This window comes from Microbacterium sp. LMC-P-041, from assembly GCF_030209555.1.
Taxonomy (GTDB): Bacteria; Actinomycetota; Actinomycetes; order Actinomycetales; family Microbacteriaceae; genus Microbacterium.
Genome location: NZ_JARVRV010000004.1, coordinates 39,153 through 52,927, shown reverse-complemented (window position 1 = coordinate 52,927; position 13,775 = coordinate 39,153). Strand labels below are relative to the sequence as shown.

The window sequence follows — 13,775 nt, the reverse complement described above, 5'->3', positions numbered from 1 at the left end:
TGTCAGAGGTAGAGGTCTTCGACGGTGAGGGCTGCGCGATGCAGCACGACGCTCCGCTTGAGCTTCATGGTCGGGGTGACGAGTCCGCGGTCGTCGAGGTCGGCGAACACGACGCTGAAACGGCGCACCTGCTCGCTGCGAGCGACGAGCGCGTTGGCGGCGTCGACGGTGCGCTGCAGGCGGGCGCGCAGCGTCGGTTCGGTCACGGCGCGGATGTCGGTCTCGGCGAGGAGAGGGATGCTGAGGCCTTCGGCATCCGCCCATGCCCGGGTCTGCTCGGGGTCGAGCACGAGGAGCGCCGAGAGATACGGCTTCCCCTCGCCGACCATCACCGCGTGCGAGACCAGCGGATCCGCCTCGACGACGCTCTCCCAGCGGGTCGGCACGATCGTCTTGCCGTTCGAGGTCACGATCACGTCCTTGAGGCGGCCGTCGAGGATCAACCTGCCCTGGTCGTCGAGGCGCCCGAGGTCGCCCGTCCGGAAGAATCCGTCGATGAAGGCGCCGTCGTCGTGCGCGGGGTTGCGGTAGCCGCTGAAGACGCCGAGCCCGCGGGCCAGCACCTCTCCTTCGTCGCTGATGCGCACCGTGAGTCCCGGAAGCGGCGAGCCGACGCTGCCCGACGCGATGCGACCGGGCAGGTTGCCGGTGAGGGGCGCGGTCGTCTCGGTCAGGCCGTAGCCCTCGATGACAGGGACGCCGATGCCGCGGAAGAAGAGCGACAGCTCCGAGTCGAGCGCTGCTCCGCCGGAGAGGATGTAGTCGACCCGCCCGCCCATCACAGCGCGGAGGCGGCGGTAGAAGACGGCGTCGTAGAGGCGGTGACGCAGGCGCAGCCCGAGGCTCGTTCCGGGGGTGAGGCCCGCGTCGACCCGCTCGGCACGCCGGCCCCACGCGATCGCCGTCGCCCGAGCCTTCTCCCACACGGCGGTGAGACCCTTGTCGGACGCCTTGGCGGCGGCTGCCGCCTCGATCTTCTGCAGCACGCGCGGCACGACGACGAGGAACGTCGGGCGCAGTGTGTCAAGGGTCGCGACGACGGTCGACGGGTCGGACAGGTGCGCGATGCGCATCCCGCTGGCGAGGCAGATCAGCTGCAGGCCGCGCGCGAGCACGTGGGCCAGGGGCAGGAAGATGACGGTGTTGCCCTGCTCGTTCACGATCTCGCGGTAGGCGGCGGCGATGTTGAGCACCTGCCCGAGGAAGTTCCGGTGCGTGAGCACGACCCCCTTCGGCTCGCCCGTGGTGCCCGAGGTGTAGACGATGGTGGCGGGGTCGTCCTGCGTGGCGGACGCCCTGCGGGCCTCGAGCTCCTCGTCGGTGACGGCGGTGCCCCGCGCCACCAGATCGGAGAGCGTGCCGGATACTGCGGCATCCATCGTCCAGGCGCCGAGCGTGATCCGCTCCGTGTGGGTGAGGGCGGACTGCAGCAGCACCGCGTGCATCGAGGTGCCGCCGATGGCCAGACGCACATCCGCGTCCGCGATGATCGCGTTCACCTGCGTGGGCGAGGACGTCTCGTAGATCGGCACGACGACAGCGCCGGCGTACCAGGCGGCGAGGTCGGCGACGGCCCACTCGTAACGAGTCGGAGCCATGATCGCGATGGCATCACCGGCCCGCACGCCCTGGGCGATGAAGCCCTTGGCCAGAGCGCGCACCTGGCCGAGGAACTCACGGGTCGTGATCGGGCGCCACGCGTCACCGACATTCGCTCCCTTGACCTCGAAGGCGACGTGGTCGGGAGCTGCGGTGACTCGCGCGACCAGCAGGTCGGTGACGTTGCGGTACCCGTCGAGGTCGGCGAGCGGCGGGGTCGACGATTCGAGCATCGGAACTCCTCTCGGGCGCACGAGAACGGGCCCATCTGCTCCTGTTCGGAGCGGAGGAGGAAACGGATGGCAAGAGAAAACCCCCGGGCGAGCCGGGGGTCCTGTGGAGGGGCTGACGGGAATCGAACCCGCGCTATCTGCTTGGGAAGCAGAAGTTCTGCCATTGAACTACAGCCCCGCACCTGCATCCGAGGAGCAGGTGAACGCAAGCCTACCCGCCTGATCCGTCATGGCCAAAGTGTCGGCGGCGTGTGCCAACTAGGCTGGGGCCGTGCTTCTCAGCGACCGCGACATCAGAGCAGAACTCGCCTCCGGCCACATCGGTCTGGATCCGCACGAGCCGGAGATGATCCAGCCGTCGAGCATCGACGTGCGGCTGGACCGGTACTTCCGTCTCTTCGACAATCACAAGTACCCGTTCATCGACCCGTCGGTCGATCAGCCGGAGCTGACTCGGCTGATCGAGGTCGACCCCGACGAGCCGTTCATCCTGCACCCGGGCGAGTTCGCGCTCGGTGCCACGTTCGAGCAGGTCTCCCTGGCCGATGACATCGCGGCTCGCCTCGAGGGCAAGTCGTCGCTCGGTCGCCTGGGGCTGATCACGCACTCGACCGCCGGCTTCATCGACCCCGGGTTCACGGGGCACGTGACGCTCGAGCTCGCGAATGTCGCGACGCTGCCCATCAAGCTGTGGCCCGGAATGAAGATCGGTCAGCTGTGCTTCTTCCGGCTGACGTCGCCGGCCGAGAACCCGTACGGTTCGGGCCCGTACGGCAACCGCTACCAGGGGCAGCGCGGGCCGACCGCATCCCGCTCGTTCCAGAACTTCCACAAGACGGACGTCGGCACGACCGACGTCGGAGCCGTAGGGGGCTGAGATGAGCAGTGACAGCAGAGATCCGTACATCCGACCGGAGGATGCTGTCATTCCGCCGCCTCCGCCCGAGTCCGAGGTTCCGGATGCGGTGATCCCGCCGCCTCCCGCGGAGTCCGAGATTCCGGATGCCGTCATTCCGCCGCCTCCGCCCGAGGCGATGCTTCCCAGCACTCGCCGGTCGCGGCCCAAGCCGGCGATCCTCACGCGCGATCAGCCGGCGCCGGTGGCCGACGACTGGGCGCAGCCGTCGGTGGCACCTGAGGTGCCGACATCCGGGGGATACCGCGCGCTGTCGGCGGTGATCTTCGGATTCCTCATCGTGCTGCTCGCGGCGGCGATCGCCGGTGCGGTCTACCTCGGCACGACGGTGTCGTTCGCGCAGTCGGCGGGTGCCCCGGATGTCGCCGCCGCCGCCGCGACTCTGTGGCGTGGGTGAGCTGCGACGCGACCCTGAGGTCGACGCCGCGTACGTGACGGTGGGCGCGGCGATCGCGGATGGCGAGGTCGCGAGAACCGTCGCGGTGAACCTGCCCGACGACATCTCCGGTGAGCTGTTTCTCGACTTCGATCGCGACGGCCACCTGCTCGGCATCGAGATTCTCGGTGCCTCCCGGTTGCTCCACCCGGAAGAACCGGGCGCCTGACCTTCGCGCGGCGTTCGGCAGCGTCAGCCTGCGGCGGCGCGCACTCGAATCGGATGCGGTGGTGCAGCTCGTCGACGAGGTCGTTCTGCCCGCTCTGCGCTAGGCGCCTCTCCGCGGCTCGCGACGGGGTCGGCGCTGTTCTCCTGGCGTGAGCTGCCTCGGGGTGGGGTTCCGACGGGCGGGAACGCCCCGTGCGCCGAAGCGAACGGGGCGTTCTGGGTGCAGCGGATGCGGGTGTGACGCCTCAGGCGTCGCGGCCGCGGGAGAAGCCGGCGTCGAAGCCGCGCTCGTAGGCGTGCTGCGCCGCGCGGGCGACGCGGTGCTCGCCGTGGCGTACGTCTCCGAAGCCACCGTGACCGTGACCACCATGGCGGTGGTCACGGTCTTCCGCGATGTCACGCGGGTGGCCGTGGTGGCCGTGGTGTGAGCGGCGTGCGTCCGCGAAGCGGTCGCGGCCCGGGTGTCCGCGGTGACCGCACTCGCGGCGGCGGAACTCGGCATCCGATTCGTGGTCGTGCTCGTGCTCGGACGCGAAGTCGGGTGCGACACCGTGATCGCGTCCGAACGGGTGTCGGTGGTGGCGGCCGAAACCGCGCCCCGGGGCGAATCCGGGTCCGAAACCGTGGCGGCCGAAGCCGCGGCGACGGCCGCGTCCACGAGGAAGCGGCGTCTGCTCGTCCCAGCCGAACGCGCGAGCGATCTGCTCGAGCGTGGCCAGTGTGGTCTCGAGGTCTTCGGGTCCGACCGCGTCGGTGACCTTGGCGCGGATGCCGTCGACGACGGCACTGAGGCGGTCTTTCGCCGCGCGGCCGTCGTCGGTGAGCGTCCAGCCGCGGTCGCTGTCGGTGTCGGCGACGACCCAGCCGCGCTCGACCAGGCTGTGCAGCTTGTGTGCGTTGAGGGGGCGGCGGGCCGGCGCGGTGCCGTCGATGATGTTCAGCATCCGCCAGTCGCGGCGGCTTGCATGCTCGCCGTCGAAAGCGGACTCGAACTCGGCGGCCATCAGGCGGTCGACGGCCTTCAGCCAATAGCCGAAGGGGCGGGAGGTGCTGTCTGTGTTCTGAGTGTCAGAGGTGTTCATGGGTGGAGTCCTTAGATGTCATGGAGCATGTGCTTGTCACTATGCATGTATATGTAGTGTGACATGTAGTGTAGATCCATGTCAAGTCGCATGTAAAATCGATCTGTGAGCGCCGCAGAGAACGACCCCGCCGAGGCCATCGCCCGCGCCCTGTCGCGCCTTCGCGGAAGGCGCCCCGGCGACCGTGGTCGCGGATCGCGAGGGATGGGCGGGCCGCACGGCTGGCACGGCGGACCCCACCCTGACCACTTCGAGCAGGGGAGTCACGGACGCGGGCACCCTGTGCACCCCGGCATGCCGCCGTGGGCGAACGACCCGTCCGGACGCTTCGGCGGCCCGGCGCGGATGCGGATGCTCGAGGCGCTCGCCGCGGCATCCGCTCCTCTCAGCGTCAGCGATCTCGGCGCGGCGATCGGAGTCGATCAGCCCCGGGCCTCGCGGCTCGTGCAACAGGGGGTCGCTCACGGTTTCGTGCGCCGCGAGGCCGACCCCGACGACGCGCGGCGCACGCGCATCGCGTTGACGGACGAAGGGCGCAAGGTCGCTCGGGGCATGCGCGGCGAGCGGCGGGAGGCGCTCGGCAAGGCGCTCGCCGCATTCACGGATGAGGAGCGCGATCAGCTCGCGACGCTGCTGAACAAGCTCGCCGACAACTGGGAGAACTGACTGGCGCGTGGCGGTACTGGCGGTCGGGGTGGGTAGGCGCTCGCCGGTGTTCCGGAATGCATGTCCAGTGTTCCGGAATATGCTTCTGACCTGGCCGAAAAGAGGCTGACTTCAGGGCTCGAATGTCGGTGGCCCCGTGTGTGATGGAGTCATGTCATCCCGCACTCGTGCCCTTCTCGATCAGGTCGTCTCCGACCTCGATCAGGTGCTGTCCGACGACGCGCTCGCGGGGCTTACGGATGCAGAACGGGTCGAGGTGCTGCAGGCTGCGAGCGCGGCGTTCCGGCGGGTCGAAGCCGTGGTGGTCGAGACGATCGCCGCAGGGGATGCGGTGGACTTCCCGCATGCCACGGGGTGCCGCACTCAGAACGAACTGCTGCAGCGCACCCTGCTGACAGACGTGCGAGAGGCGACGCGCGTCGGCAAGGTGGTCGCTCTGGTCCGCCGGGACGTGAATCTGGTGTCCGGCGATCGGCTGCCTGCTCGCTGGCCGGCGCTGCGGGAGGCGCTGCTCGATGGGGTGATCGGAGTCGCGGGGATGCTCGCCGCGACAGAGCCGATCGAGAAGGTGTCGCATCGCATCGGTGCCGCTGATCGGCTCGACGCCGACACGTGTCTCGCTCGCGCGGCTCGCGGCATCAGACCTGACGCCGAGGCGGGCCCCGACGGGGAGGTCCGTGGCCCGGCGCCCACACTCGATGAGCTGAAGCTGCTTGCTGAGACGCTGGTCGCGCTGCTCGACCCTGATGGAGACGGGCCGGGTGATGAGCCTGCCCGGCGTCGGGGGATAACCCTCGGGCGGGTGCGAGACGGGCTGCGGTCGATCAAGGGATACCTGACGCCCGAGGTCGCCGCGCAGTTGGAGCTGATCCTCGATGCGCTGAACAACCCCAAGGGGGACGGGCCGCCGATGCCCGGCGTCGCGTTCACGCCCGCGGCCGATCGCGGTGACGCGGAAGACGGCGATGCGGCAGACGGCGACGAGGATCCGTACAACTCCGATCCGCGTGCCGTCATCGATGACCGCACGCCGGCGCAGAAGCGTCATGATGCTCTCGCCGCGGCATTGGCGATCGCCGCCCGTCATCGAGACATGCCCGCACTCGGAGGCGCCGCACCGGTGCTGGTCGTGACGGTGGATGCGAACGACCTCGTGAACGGCACCGGGCGTGCGAGCGTCAGCGGTGCGCGGGGCCAACTGCCTCTAAGTGTCGCCTCCCACGTCGGATGCTCCGGCACCATCCAGCGAGTTCTCCTCGACGAGGGTCGGATCGTCGGGATCACGACGACCGATCGGGTGTTCACCGTGCATCAACGTCGCGCGATCATCGCCCGCGACAGAGAATGCCTCATCCCCGGGTGCCATGTCCCGGCATCCTGGTGCGAGATCCATCACGTCACCGAACACGCCAGGGGCGGGCCGACGCACACCGACAACGGGGTGCCGTTGTGCTGGTGGCACCACCGGAGTCTGGGAACGTCCGGGTGGGAGATCCGGATGAATGACGGCATTCCGCAGGTGCGAGGGCCGAGGTGGTGGGACCCCGCACAGCAATGGCGCACGCCTCGGCTCAGCGCCTCGACGCAGGGCAGAACGCGGCGGCCGCCCGTCTTCGCGCGTGCCGGATGAACTCTTCGCGTGTGCCGGATGAACTCAGACAGCTGCCCCGAACTCGAGGGACTCCTCGTCGTCGACCGACAGCGACAGCACCACGGTCTCGACGACGTCGTGCGCCTCGATCTGCTGCTCGATCGCGCGCAGGCTTCGAGCCACATCGTGCTCACGCGCGTCACCGGTCAGATCGACCTCGGCGACGATGAACAGGCGGTTCGGACCCACGTACTCGATGTGCAGATACGTGAGCCGCTGGATCTGCGGAGACGAGAGCAGCGCCCGCCCGACTCGATCACGCAGCGCGGGCGACGCGTTGGAGCCCACCAGAAACGCGATGTTGCGCCCGATGAGGATGACCGCCACGACGCCCAGCAGGATGCCGACGAGGATCGACCCGATCGCATCCCATGCGGCGACGCCGGTGACCTGGTGCATCGCGATCGCGCCGGCCGCGATCACGAGGCCGATCAGAGCCGCCAGGTCCTCGAAGAACACCGCCCGCAGCGTCGTGTCGCTGGTGTCGAGCACAAAGTCCCACGTCGACGATCCGCGCTCGCGTGCCAACCGCCGAGACTTCACCATCGCCTGCGTGAACGACGCGCCCTCGAGCACGAATGCGATGCCGAGCACGGTGTACGCGACGGTCGGGCTCTCGACCGGGCCGGTCTCGGACAGCTCTTGGACACCATGCATGATCGACACGATCGAGCCGGCGGTGAAGATGCCGAACGCCGCGATCAACGACCAGACGAACGCCGCGCGCCCGTAGCCCAGCGGATGCCGGGCATCCTTCGCCCGCGCACCACGGCGGTCGGCGATCAGGAGGAAGACCTCGTTGCCGGCATCCGCCCACGAGTGCGCGGCTTCGGCGACCATCGACGCGGAAGAGGTGATCACGGCCGCGACCGTCTTGGCGATCGCGACGAGGATGTTGGCGAGGAAAGCGATGATGACCGTCACGCGGTCAGGCTACTCCCGGGGCTGCGACGTCCGCGGGCCATCGGATCAGGCCCGCTGTGTCGCCTTCACCGGCAGCAGCAGGAGGAACCCGGCGATCAGCACCAGCACGATGCCCAGGATGCCGTACGACGTCGACCCCGAGAGCACGATCAGCAGCGTCCACGCACCGGATGCCATCCAGCTCGCCGCCCGCCCGGTCGTGGCGTAGAGGCCGAAGATCTCGCCCTCGCGCCCGGCCGGGGTGATGCGGGCGAGGAACGACCGGGATGCCGCCTGCGCGGGACCGACGAATGCGCAGAGCAACAGGCCGCCGATCCAGAACACGACCGTGCCCGCATCCACGAGGAAGAAGACGGCGAGCCCCGCGATCACCATCGAGGCGAGCGAGATGAGGATGATGCGCTTCGGCCCGAAGCGGTCGTCGTAGCGGCCGGCGATGATCGTCGAGACGCCCGCGATGAGGTTCGCGGCGATGCCGAAGATCACGAGATCGAGGAAGGCGAAGTCGAACACCTGGCTGGCGATGACGGCTCCGAAGGCGAAGACGCCGCCGAGTCCGTCGCGGAACACCGCGCTCGACAGCAGGAACCAGAACGTCTGACGGGTCTCGGGGTTGCGGTAGAGGCCGACGACGTCCTTCACGAGAAGTCCGTAGGAGGCGAAGAAGCCGACCTTGCGCTCGGGGCGCCCGAGCGACGGCTCCGGCACGTTGAGGAAGATCGGGATCGAGAAGACGATCGCCCAGATCGCGCAGCCGACGGCGATGATGCGGAAGGGCAGCCCCCCGTCCTCCGGCAGGCCGAACCAGTCGAGCATATAGAAGATGACGACCAGGACGAGAGCGATGATCCCGCCGATGTAGCCGAACCCCCATCCGAGCCCCGAGATGCGGCCCACGGTCTTGGGGTTCGCGATGCCGACGAGCATCGCGTTCGAGTTCACGGCAGCGATCTCGCCGAACACGGAGCCGGCCGAGATCAATGCGACGCCCAGCCAGAACAGCGCGGGCGTCGGTTCGACGAACCAGAGGCCGAACATGCAGGCGACGAGCGCGCCGGTGCCGATCCCGAGCCAGAGCTTCTGGCGCCCCGCGGCATCCGCTCGCTGACCGAGCACCGGTGCGATCAGGAGGATCGCGATGCCGGCGATCGTCGACCCGAGGCCGAGCCCCGAGGCGAGATCGGCCTCAGCGGCTTCGCGGATCGGATCCTTGGCGTCGAGGCCCGCGATCGACGCCGGCAGGAAAGCCTCGGTCGTGAGGTACAGGGCCGTGAAGATGAAGGTCAGGATGACGGTGTTGAAAGGCTGCGTCGCCCAATCCCACAGCGCCCACGAGTAGACCTGCTTCTTCGGGGCCGGTGTCTCGCCGCGCAGGTCGAGGCCGATCACGCCGACCGCGCCGCTGTTGGCCGTCGCAGCGGGCTCGGGCACGGCGCCGCTCTGCGGGGAATCGCTCATGCTCGAAGTCTGGCGGCGCGGGGTGAACGGACGGTGACGGCGCGCCGGGTGCCGGTGCGAGGCGCGCCGCCCTCACGCGTACGACGCGGCGAGCAGCTCGGCGAACAGCTCTTCGGGGTCGCGTTCGACACGGCGGCGGGTGAACCAGTCGCAGATGTTGACGCAGTCGCGGTGCAGGAGATCCAGGCCTCGCGGGTTCGCGATGATGTCCACGATCTGCGGCAGGTCGATCACCCGCACCCGGCCGTCGTGCACGAGCAGGTTGTACGCCGAGAGGTCGCCGTGGGCGAAGCCCGCCGCAGCGAAGATCCGCATCAGGTCGACGATCTGGTCGTACAGATCGGCCAGCTCGTCCCGGTCGCTGCGCACCGCCGCCAGGCGAGGTGCCGCGACCCCGCTCGCGTCGCCGAAGAACTCCATCAGCAGCTCGGTGCCGTTGACCTGCACGGGGTAGGGGACCGGCGCGCCGAGCTCCCACATGCGGCACAGCGCATCGAACTCCGCGAACGACCACTGCAGGGCGGCGACCGCCCGGCCGTGCTCGCTCTTCTTCGCGAGCGCCCTGGTGTCGCGGGTGTTCCTGGTGCTGCGGCCCTCGGTGTAGACGCCCGAGCGGTGGAAGCTGCTGTGATCGGTGTCGCGGTAGCGCTTGGCGGCGAGCAATGTGCGCTGGGCGGGGTCATCCGGCACCGCCCGTTCGAGCAGGAACACGTCGGCCTCCTTGCCGGTCTTCAGGATGCCGAGTTCGGTGTCGAGCGCGCCCGCGCTCGTCACGACCCAGGCCGGCCACGGCAGCGGCCCACGTTCAGAGGGGGTGATCGCCGGCCAGGTGGTCCAGCGCTGGCCGTCGACGGGCTCGACATCGGCGAACGTCGGGACGGATTCGAAGGGGGAGGCGTCGAAGGTCGACGCACCGGAGAGACGGGAAGAGGATGCTTCGGAAGAAGCGAACAGATCAGACACGGTGTGGCTCCTGAAGAGGGAGGCCACGCGCGGATCAGGAGCGGGAGGCCTCGAGGGGAAGGATGTCGGCGAAGGGCACGACAGAGACGGTGGTCATGTCATCCACTCCTCTCGCTCCGGCCTTCCGGGAGAACCCCGGTGCGTCGTCGAGCCTAGGGTGCGGAGCCGACCGGTGTCCAGACCCGATCCGGACGAATGGTCGGATGCCGTGGACGCCGCGTCGGGCGGAGGGGCCGCAGCGCTGCGAGTGTGGAACCATGACGACGACCGCGCCCGTGCCCGTGACGACCGCCCGCACCGAGAGCATCCGCTACGGCGGGCTCATCGTGCTCATGCTGATGGGCTTCCTGCTCGTCACGGCGGAGTTCCTGCCGAACGGCGTGCTCACCGAGATGGCCGATGCGCTCGGCGTGACCCCCGGTCAGGCGGGACAGACCGTCACGGTCACCGCTCTCGTCGGCCTGATCGTCGCACCGACGGTGGGACTCATCTTCCCCCGCCTCGACCGTCGATCGCTGCTCGTCTGGATGGCGCTCGCCGCAGCGGTGTCGAACCTCATCGTCGCCGTCGCGCCCAACCTGATCATCGTCCTCCTCGCCCGATTCCTGCTCGGGGCCGCGATCAGCGCGTTCTGGGCGATGTCGATCACGGTCGCCGTGCGCCTCGCCGGCCCGGAGCACCTCGGCAGGGGGGTCATGTTCACGTCCGCGGGCGTCTCGCTCGCCACCGTCGCCGGAGTGCCGCTGGGCGTGATGCTCAGCGAGATCGTCGACTGGCAGACGGTGTTCGCGATCGCCGGTGTGCTCATGGTGCTGCTGGCCGTCGCGCTGAGATTCGTGCTGCCCTCGGTGCCGGCAGAGCAGGCGTCCAGCATCCGACTCCTGGTCGACACGGTTCGCCGCCCCGGCATCGCACTCGGCATGGTCGGACACGTGCTCGTGGTGCTCGGGCACTTCCTCGCCTACACGTACGTGCGACTGGCTCTCGAGCGCATCCCCGAGGTCGACGGCTCGACGATCATCCTGCTGCTCGCGCTCTTCGGCGTCGGCGGTCTCGCCGGCAACCTCGGTCTCGGGTTCTTCATCGACCGCACGTTCGCCTTCTTCGCCGTCTTCGCGCCGCTCGTGATCGCGGCCTCGGTGCTGTCGATGATCTTCCTGTCGGGATCGGTCCTCGGCATCGCGATCGTCGTGCTCGTCTGGGGCTTCTTCTTCTCCTCCTGGCTGCTCGTGATCAACACCTGGGTGGGCCACCGCACCCCCGATCGCCTCGAGGCCGGGGGCAGCCTCGTGGTCGTCGGGTTCCAGGGGGCCATCACGATCGCCGCCGGTGTCGGCGGCCTGCTCGTCGACACGCTGAGCGTCGAGGTCGTCTACGTCGTGGGCGCGGCGGCTCTGCTGCTCGGCGCCGTGCTGTTCGGTGCGTCGAACCGGATGAGCACCGCGGCGGCGCGGCTCTGAGCCGTCTCGCCGTGCCCGGCAGGGCGGTCGCCGGGCTCAGGCCGGAACGGCGGTGAGCTGCGATGCCCGCCAGGCGGAGGGCGTCATCCCCGTGCGGCGGCGGAACGCACGGCTGAAACCCTCATCCGAGGCGTAGCCCAACTCGCGAGAGATCTCGCTGATCGACCGGCCCTCGCTCAGCATCCGCTTCGCCGCGTCGACGCGCACCTCGGTGACGTAGTCGGCGGGTGAGCGTCCGATCGCGCTGCGGAACCGCTCGGCGAACACCGACCGAGACATCGCGCCGACGTTCGCGAGGCGCTCGACCGTCCAGTCGCGTCCGGGCTGCTCGTGGATCGCCTCGACCACCCGGTCGAGGAACGGATCGTTCGACACCGAGGGCCAGCCGGCCGGCGCGCAGCCGTTCGCCGCCCAGGCACGGATGACCGAGAGCAGAACGGTCTGAGCCATCATCCGGCAGATCACGGGATCGCCCTGACGCGAGGGGCAGGTGGCGGGGTCGGAGGGGCCCATGCTGCCGGCGAGCGCGGCCGCCGCCGGCTCGAGCGCGGCGAACGACATGACGGTGATCGGATCGGGAAGAAGCGCGGCGATCATCGAGGCGCTGTCCGAGAACTCCAGGTCGACGACCACCAGGTCGGCCGTCCCGTCGGCTTCGAGGGCGATCGCGGCGCGGCCGAGCGTCAGGAACGCGTCTCCGGCGACCAGGTTCGCGCTCAGCGGGCGATCGTCCACCGCGACGAGCTGGGCCGCGTCGTCGACGTCGAGGCGGCATCCGGTGGTCAGCGGGGGGTGCCCGTGCACCGAACCCGATGCGATGTACACGAGGGTGGCGGCACCTGAGGGGATCGGCAGGATGCCGCCGGTGGCGAGTGCGACGCGACGGGCGACACCGACGCGGAGGTCGACGGCGTCGAGCACCTGCCCGAGGGCTGCGGAGTCGACGGTCACCATGCCTTCGGCAACGCCCGGGCCCTCATAGCTATTCCGGATACGCTGAAGGAACCCCCCACCCGAGGAGTCCCGTGTTCCGCACACCCGACCGCCTGTTCCGAGTTCTCGCGATCGCGGAGGCGATCACCTGGACCCTTCTGATCTCGGCGATCATCGCCCGTGCCGCCGGTGCGCCGGGCATCGTCGTGACGGTGGGCGGTGGCATCCACGGGTTCGTGTTCCTCGCCTATGCGGCGACGGCCGTGCTCGTCGCGCTCAACCAGCGCTGGCACCTCGGCGTCGCGATCCTCGCCGTGGCGAGTGCGATCGTGCCCTACGCGACCATCCCGATGGAGATCTGGCTGCACCGCACCGGTCGGCTGGCCGGTGACTGGCGCCTGGAGCAGACCGACGACCCGCACGACGCGCGCTGGTACGACCGCCTCATGCGCTGGTTCCTGCGTCGCCCGTGGGTGCTCGCGATCCTGCTCGCCGTCGGCATCGTCGCGCTGTACGTGATCCTGCTGCTGGTCGGCCCGCCCGGCGGCAAGTGAGCCGAGGCCCGGCTCACGAGATGACGACGGCGTTCTTGTCGATCACCTCGGCCATCGTCGCGTCGATGTCGCCACCGGTGCAGTCGACGATCACGTAGAGTCCGACCCCGGTCGCGGTGAAGGCGCGCGCCGCCATCGCCCACTGACGGTCGGCCTCCTGCCCGAGGACCTGCCGGTTCTCGACGTCGGCATTGCCGCCGACCTGGTAGCTGAAGCCTCCGGTGGTCGACAGCGGGGTGATCGCGGCGGCATCCGCCTCGCCCAGGATGACGGCGAGCATCGCATCGGAGCTCACGCTGTCATCGCCGGCCACGGTCGGCACATCGGGGATGAGTCCCTGCCAGAACTGCGCGGTGCACGTGTCGTCGACCGTGCCGTAGGTCCAGCCTCCGTTGCCGTCGTCAGGCTTGACGATCTTCCAGCCGTCGTCGACGACGAAGCCGTCTCCCCACTGGATGTAGGCGCTCGCCGGGATGTCTGCGCCGTCTGCGAAGGTCATCGACGACGGCAGATCGCCGGAGGGCTCGTCGGAGGGCTGCTCGGACGGAATCGCGGTCGGGGAGGGATCGGGTCCGTCGCCGTCGGGGACGTTCACCGGGATCTGCGCATACAGGCACCCGCTGAGCGGCAGCACGGCCAGCGCGACCACCGAGGCGGCGGCGAGGCGGACGAGCGGCGAGACCTGCGAGATGCGCGTCATGCCGGTCAGCCTAGCCCTCGGTGCGGGCACCG

15 protein-coding genes and 1 tRNA gene are annotated in these 13,775 nt (G+C 69.4%); 8 read left to right on the top strand and 8 right to left on the bottom strand.

Translation table 11 applies throughout. The features are described 5' to 3' along the window. Window positions 1-2: 2 nt before the first annotated feature. Complete coding sequence (locus QRN21_RS06600) at window positions 3-1,832, bottom strand: AMP-dependent synthetase/ligase (protein WP_285363470.1); 1,830 nt, start codon at window positions 1,830-1,832, stop codon at window positions 3-5. A gap of 104 nt (window positions 1,833-1,936) precedes the next feature. After that, window positions 1,937-2,010, bottom strand: a tRNA-Gly gene (locus tag QRN21_RS06595). A gap of 93 nt (window positions 2,011-2,103) precedes the next feature. Between QRN21_RS06595 and dcd the strand changes: the two genes are divergently transcribed. Genes dcd through QRN21_RS06580 form a run of 3 tightly spaced genes read left to right on the top strand, consistent with a single transcriptional unit; the run spans window position 2,104 to window position 3,353 of the window. Further along, entirely contained in the window at window positions 2,104-2,709 is a 606-nt protein-coding gene (dcd, locus tag QRN21_RS06590) for a dCTP deaminase (RefSeq protein ID WP_042536862.1), read from the top strand. A gap of 1 nt (window position 2,710) precedes the next feature. After that, a complete protein-coding gene (locus QRN21_RS06585; RefSeq protein ID WP_285363469.1) occupies window positions 2,711-3,145 on the top strand; it encodes a hypothetical protein in 435 nt (144 codons plus the stop codon). Continuing rightward, entirely contained in the window at window positions 3,138-3,353 is a 216-nt protein-coding gene (locus tag QRN21_RS06580) for a DUF2283 domain-containing protein (protein WP_230100931.1), read from the top strand. Before QRN21_RS06585 ends, QRN21_RS06580 begins: the two co-directional genes overlap by 8 nt. Before the next feature lie 99 nt (window positions 3,354-3,452). On the opposite strand, the gene QRN21_RS18010 is transcribed toward QRN21_RS06580, so the two are convergent. After that, a complete protein-coding gene (locus QRN21_RS18010; protein ID WP_350223951.1) occupies window positions 3,453-4,010 on the bottom strand; it encodes a hypothetical protein in 558 nt (185 codons plus the stop codon). Between QRN21_RS18010 and QRN21_RS18005 the strand changes: the two genes are divergently transcribed. From QRN21_RS18005 to QRN21_RS06565, 3 genes are all read left to right on the top strand, one after another. Beyond that, entirely contained in the window at window positions 3,976-4,449 is a 474-nt protein-coding gene (locus QRN21_RS18005) for a hypothetical protein (protein ID WP_350223950.1), read from the top strand. The genes QRN21_RS18010 and QRN21_RS18005 overlap by 35 nt on opposite strands. Before the next feature lie 90 nt (window positions 4,450-4,539). Further along, a complete protein-coding gene (locus QRN21_RS06570; RefSeq protein ID WP_072592060.1) occupies window positions 4,540-5,100 on the top strand; it encodes a MarR family winged helix-turn-helix transcriptional regulator in 561 nt (186 codons plus the stop codon). A gap of 151 nt (window positions 5,101-5,251) precedes the next feature. Next, the gene (locus tag QRN21_RS06565) at window positions 5,252-6,730 is read left to right on the top strand and encodes an HNH endonuclease signature motif containing protein (protein WP_285363467.1); all 1,479 of its coding nucleotides are present in this window, start codon (window positions 5,252-5,254) and stop codon (window positions 6,728-6,730) included. A gap of 24 nt (window positions 6,731-6,754) precedes the next feature. Here QRN21_RS06565 and QRN21_RS06560 read toward each other — a convergent pair whose 3' ends face one another. The 3 genes from QRN21_RS06560 to QRN21_RS06550 all read right to left on the bottom strand — a co-directional run bounded on the left by QRN21_RS06560 (window position 6,755) and on the right by QRN21_RS06550 (window position 10,096). Continuing rightward, window positions 6,755-7,675 carry a cation diffusion facilitator family transporter gene (locus QRN21_RS06560; RefSeq protein WP_285363466.1) on the bottom strand — a complete coding sequence of 307 codons (921 nt, stop codon included), beginning with the start codon at window positions 7,673-7,675 and terminating at the stop codon, window positions 6,755-6,757. A 45-nt stretch (window positions 7,676-7,720) separates the two neighbouring features. Then, window positions 7,721-9,133, bottom strand: coding sequence for an MFS transporter (locus tag QRN21_RS06555; protein WP_053098073.1), 1,413 nt, complete (start codon window positions 9,131-9,133; stop codon window positions 7,721-7,723). 72 nt (window positions 9,134-9,205) lie between these two features. Then, window positions 9,206-10,096, bottom strand: coding sequence for a serine protein kinase RIO (locus QRN21_RS06550; protein WP_285363465.1), 891 nt, complete (start codon window positions 10,094-10,096; stop codon window positions 9,206-9,208). Between the two features lie 257 nt (window positions 10,097-10,353). On the opposite strand from QRN21_RS06550, the gene QRN21_RS06545 reads away from it, so the two are divergent. Continuing rightward, window positions 10,354-11,556, top strand: coding sequence for an MFS transporter (locus tag QRN21_RS06545; protein ID WP_072592056.1), 1,203 nt, complete (start codon window positions 10,354-10,356; stop codon window positions 11,554-11,556). A 36-nt stretch (window positions 11,557-11,592) separates the two neighbouring features. Here QRN21_RS06545 and QRN21_RS06540 read toward each other — a convergent pair whose 3' ends face one another. Further along, entirely contained in the window at window positions 11,593-12,510 is a 918-nt protein-coding gene (locus QRN21_RS06540) for a helix-turn-helix domain-containing protein (protein WP_285363464.1), read from the bottom strand. 71 nt (window positions 12,511-12,581) lie between these two features. Between QRN21_RS06540 and QRN21_RS06535 the strand changes: the two genes are divergently transcribed. Beyond that, the gene (locus QRN21_RS06535) at window positions 12,582-13,043 is read left to right on the top strand and encodes a DUF3817 domain-containing protein (protein ID WP_072592055.1); all 462 of its coding nucleotides are present in this window, start codon (window positions 12,582-12,584) and stop codon (window positions 13,041-13,043) included. 13 nt (window positions 13,044-13,056) lie between these two features. On the opposite strand, the gene QRN21_RS06530 is transcribed toward QRN21_RS06535, so the two are convergent. After that, window positions 13,057-13,743: a hypothetical protein gene (locus QRN21_RS06530; protein WP_285363463.1), complete on the bottom strand. Its 687-nt coding sequence runs from the start codon at window positions 13,741-13,743 to the stop codon at window positions 13,057-13,059. Window positions 13,744-13,775: the final 32 nt, after the last annotated feature.

Excerpts from the sequence above, each read along its gene's own strand:
- QRN21_RS06600 (WP_285363470.1), bottom strand. The coding sequence starts at position 1,832 with ATGCTCGAATCGTCGACCCCGCCGCTCGCCGACCTCGACGGGTACCGC.
- QRN21_RS06565 (WP_285363467.1), top strand. The coding sequence starts at position 5,252 with ATGTCATCCCGCACTCGTGCCCTTCTCGATCAGGTCGTCTCCGACCTC.
- QRN21_RS06545 (WP_072592056.1), top strand. The coding sequence starts at position 10,354 with ATGACGACGACCGCGCCCGTGCCCGTGACGACCGCCCGCACCGAGAGC.
- QRN21_RS06555 (WP_053098073.1), bottom strand. The coding sequence starts at position 9,133 with ATGAGCGATTCCCCGCAGAGCGGCGCCGTGCCCGAGCCCGCTGCGACG.
- QRN21_RS06540 (WP_285363464.1), bottom strand. The coding sequence starts at position 12,510 with ATGGTGACCGTCGACTCCGCAGCCCTCGGGCAGGTGCTCGACGCCGTC.
- QRN21_RS06530 (WP_285363463.1), bottom strand. The coding sequence starts at position 13,743 with ATGACGCGCATCTCGCAGGTCTCGCCGCTCGTCCGCCTCGCCGCCGCC.
- QRN21_RS06585 (WP_285363469.1), top strand. The coding sequence starts at position 2,711 with ATGAGCAGTGACAGCAGAGATCCGTACATCCGACCGGAGGATGCTGTC.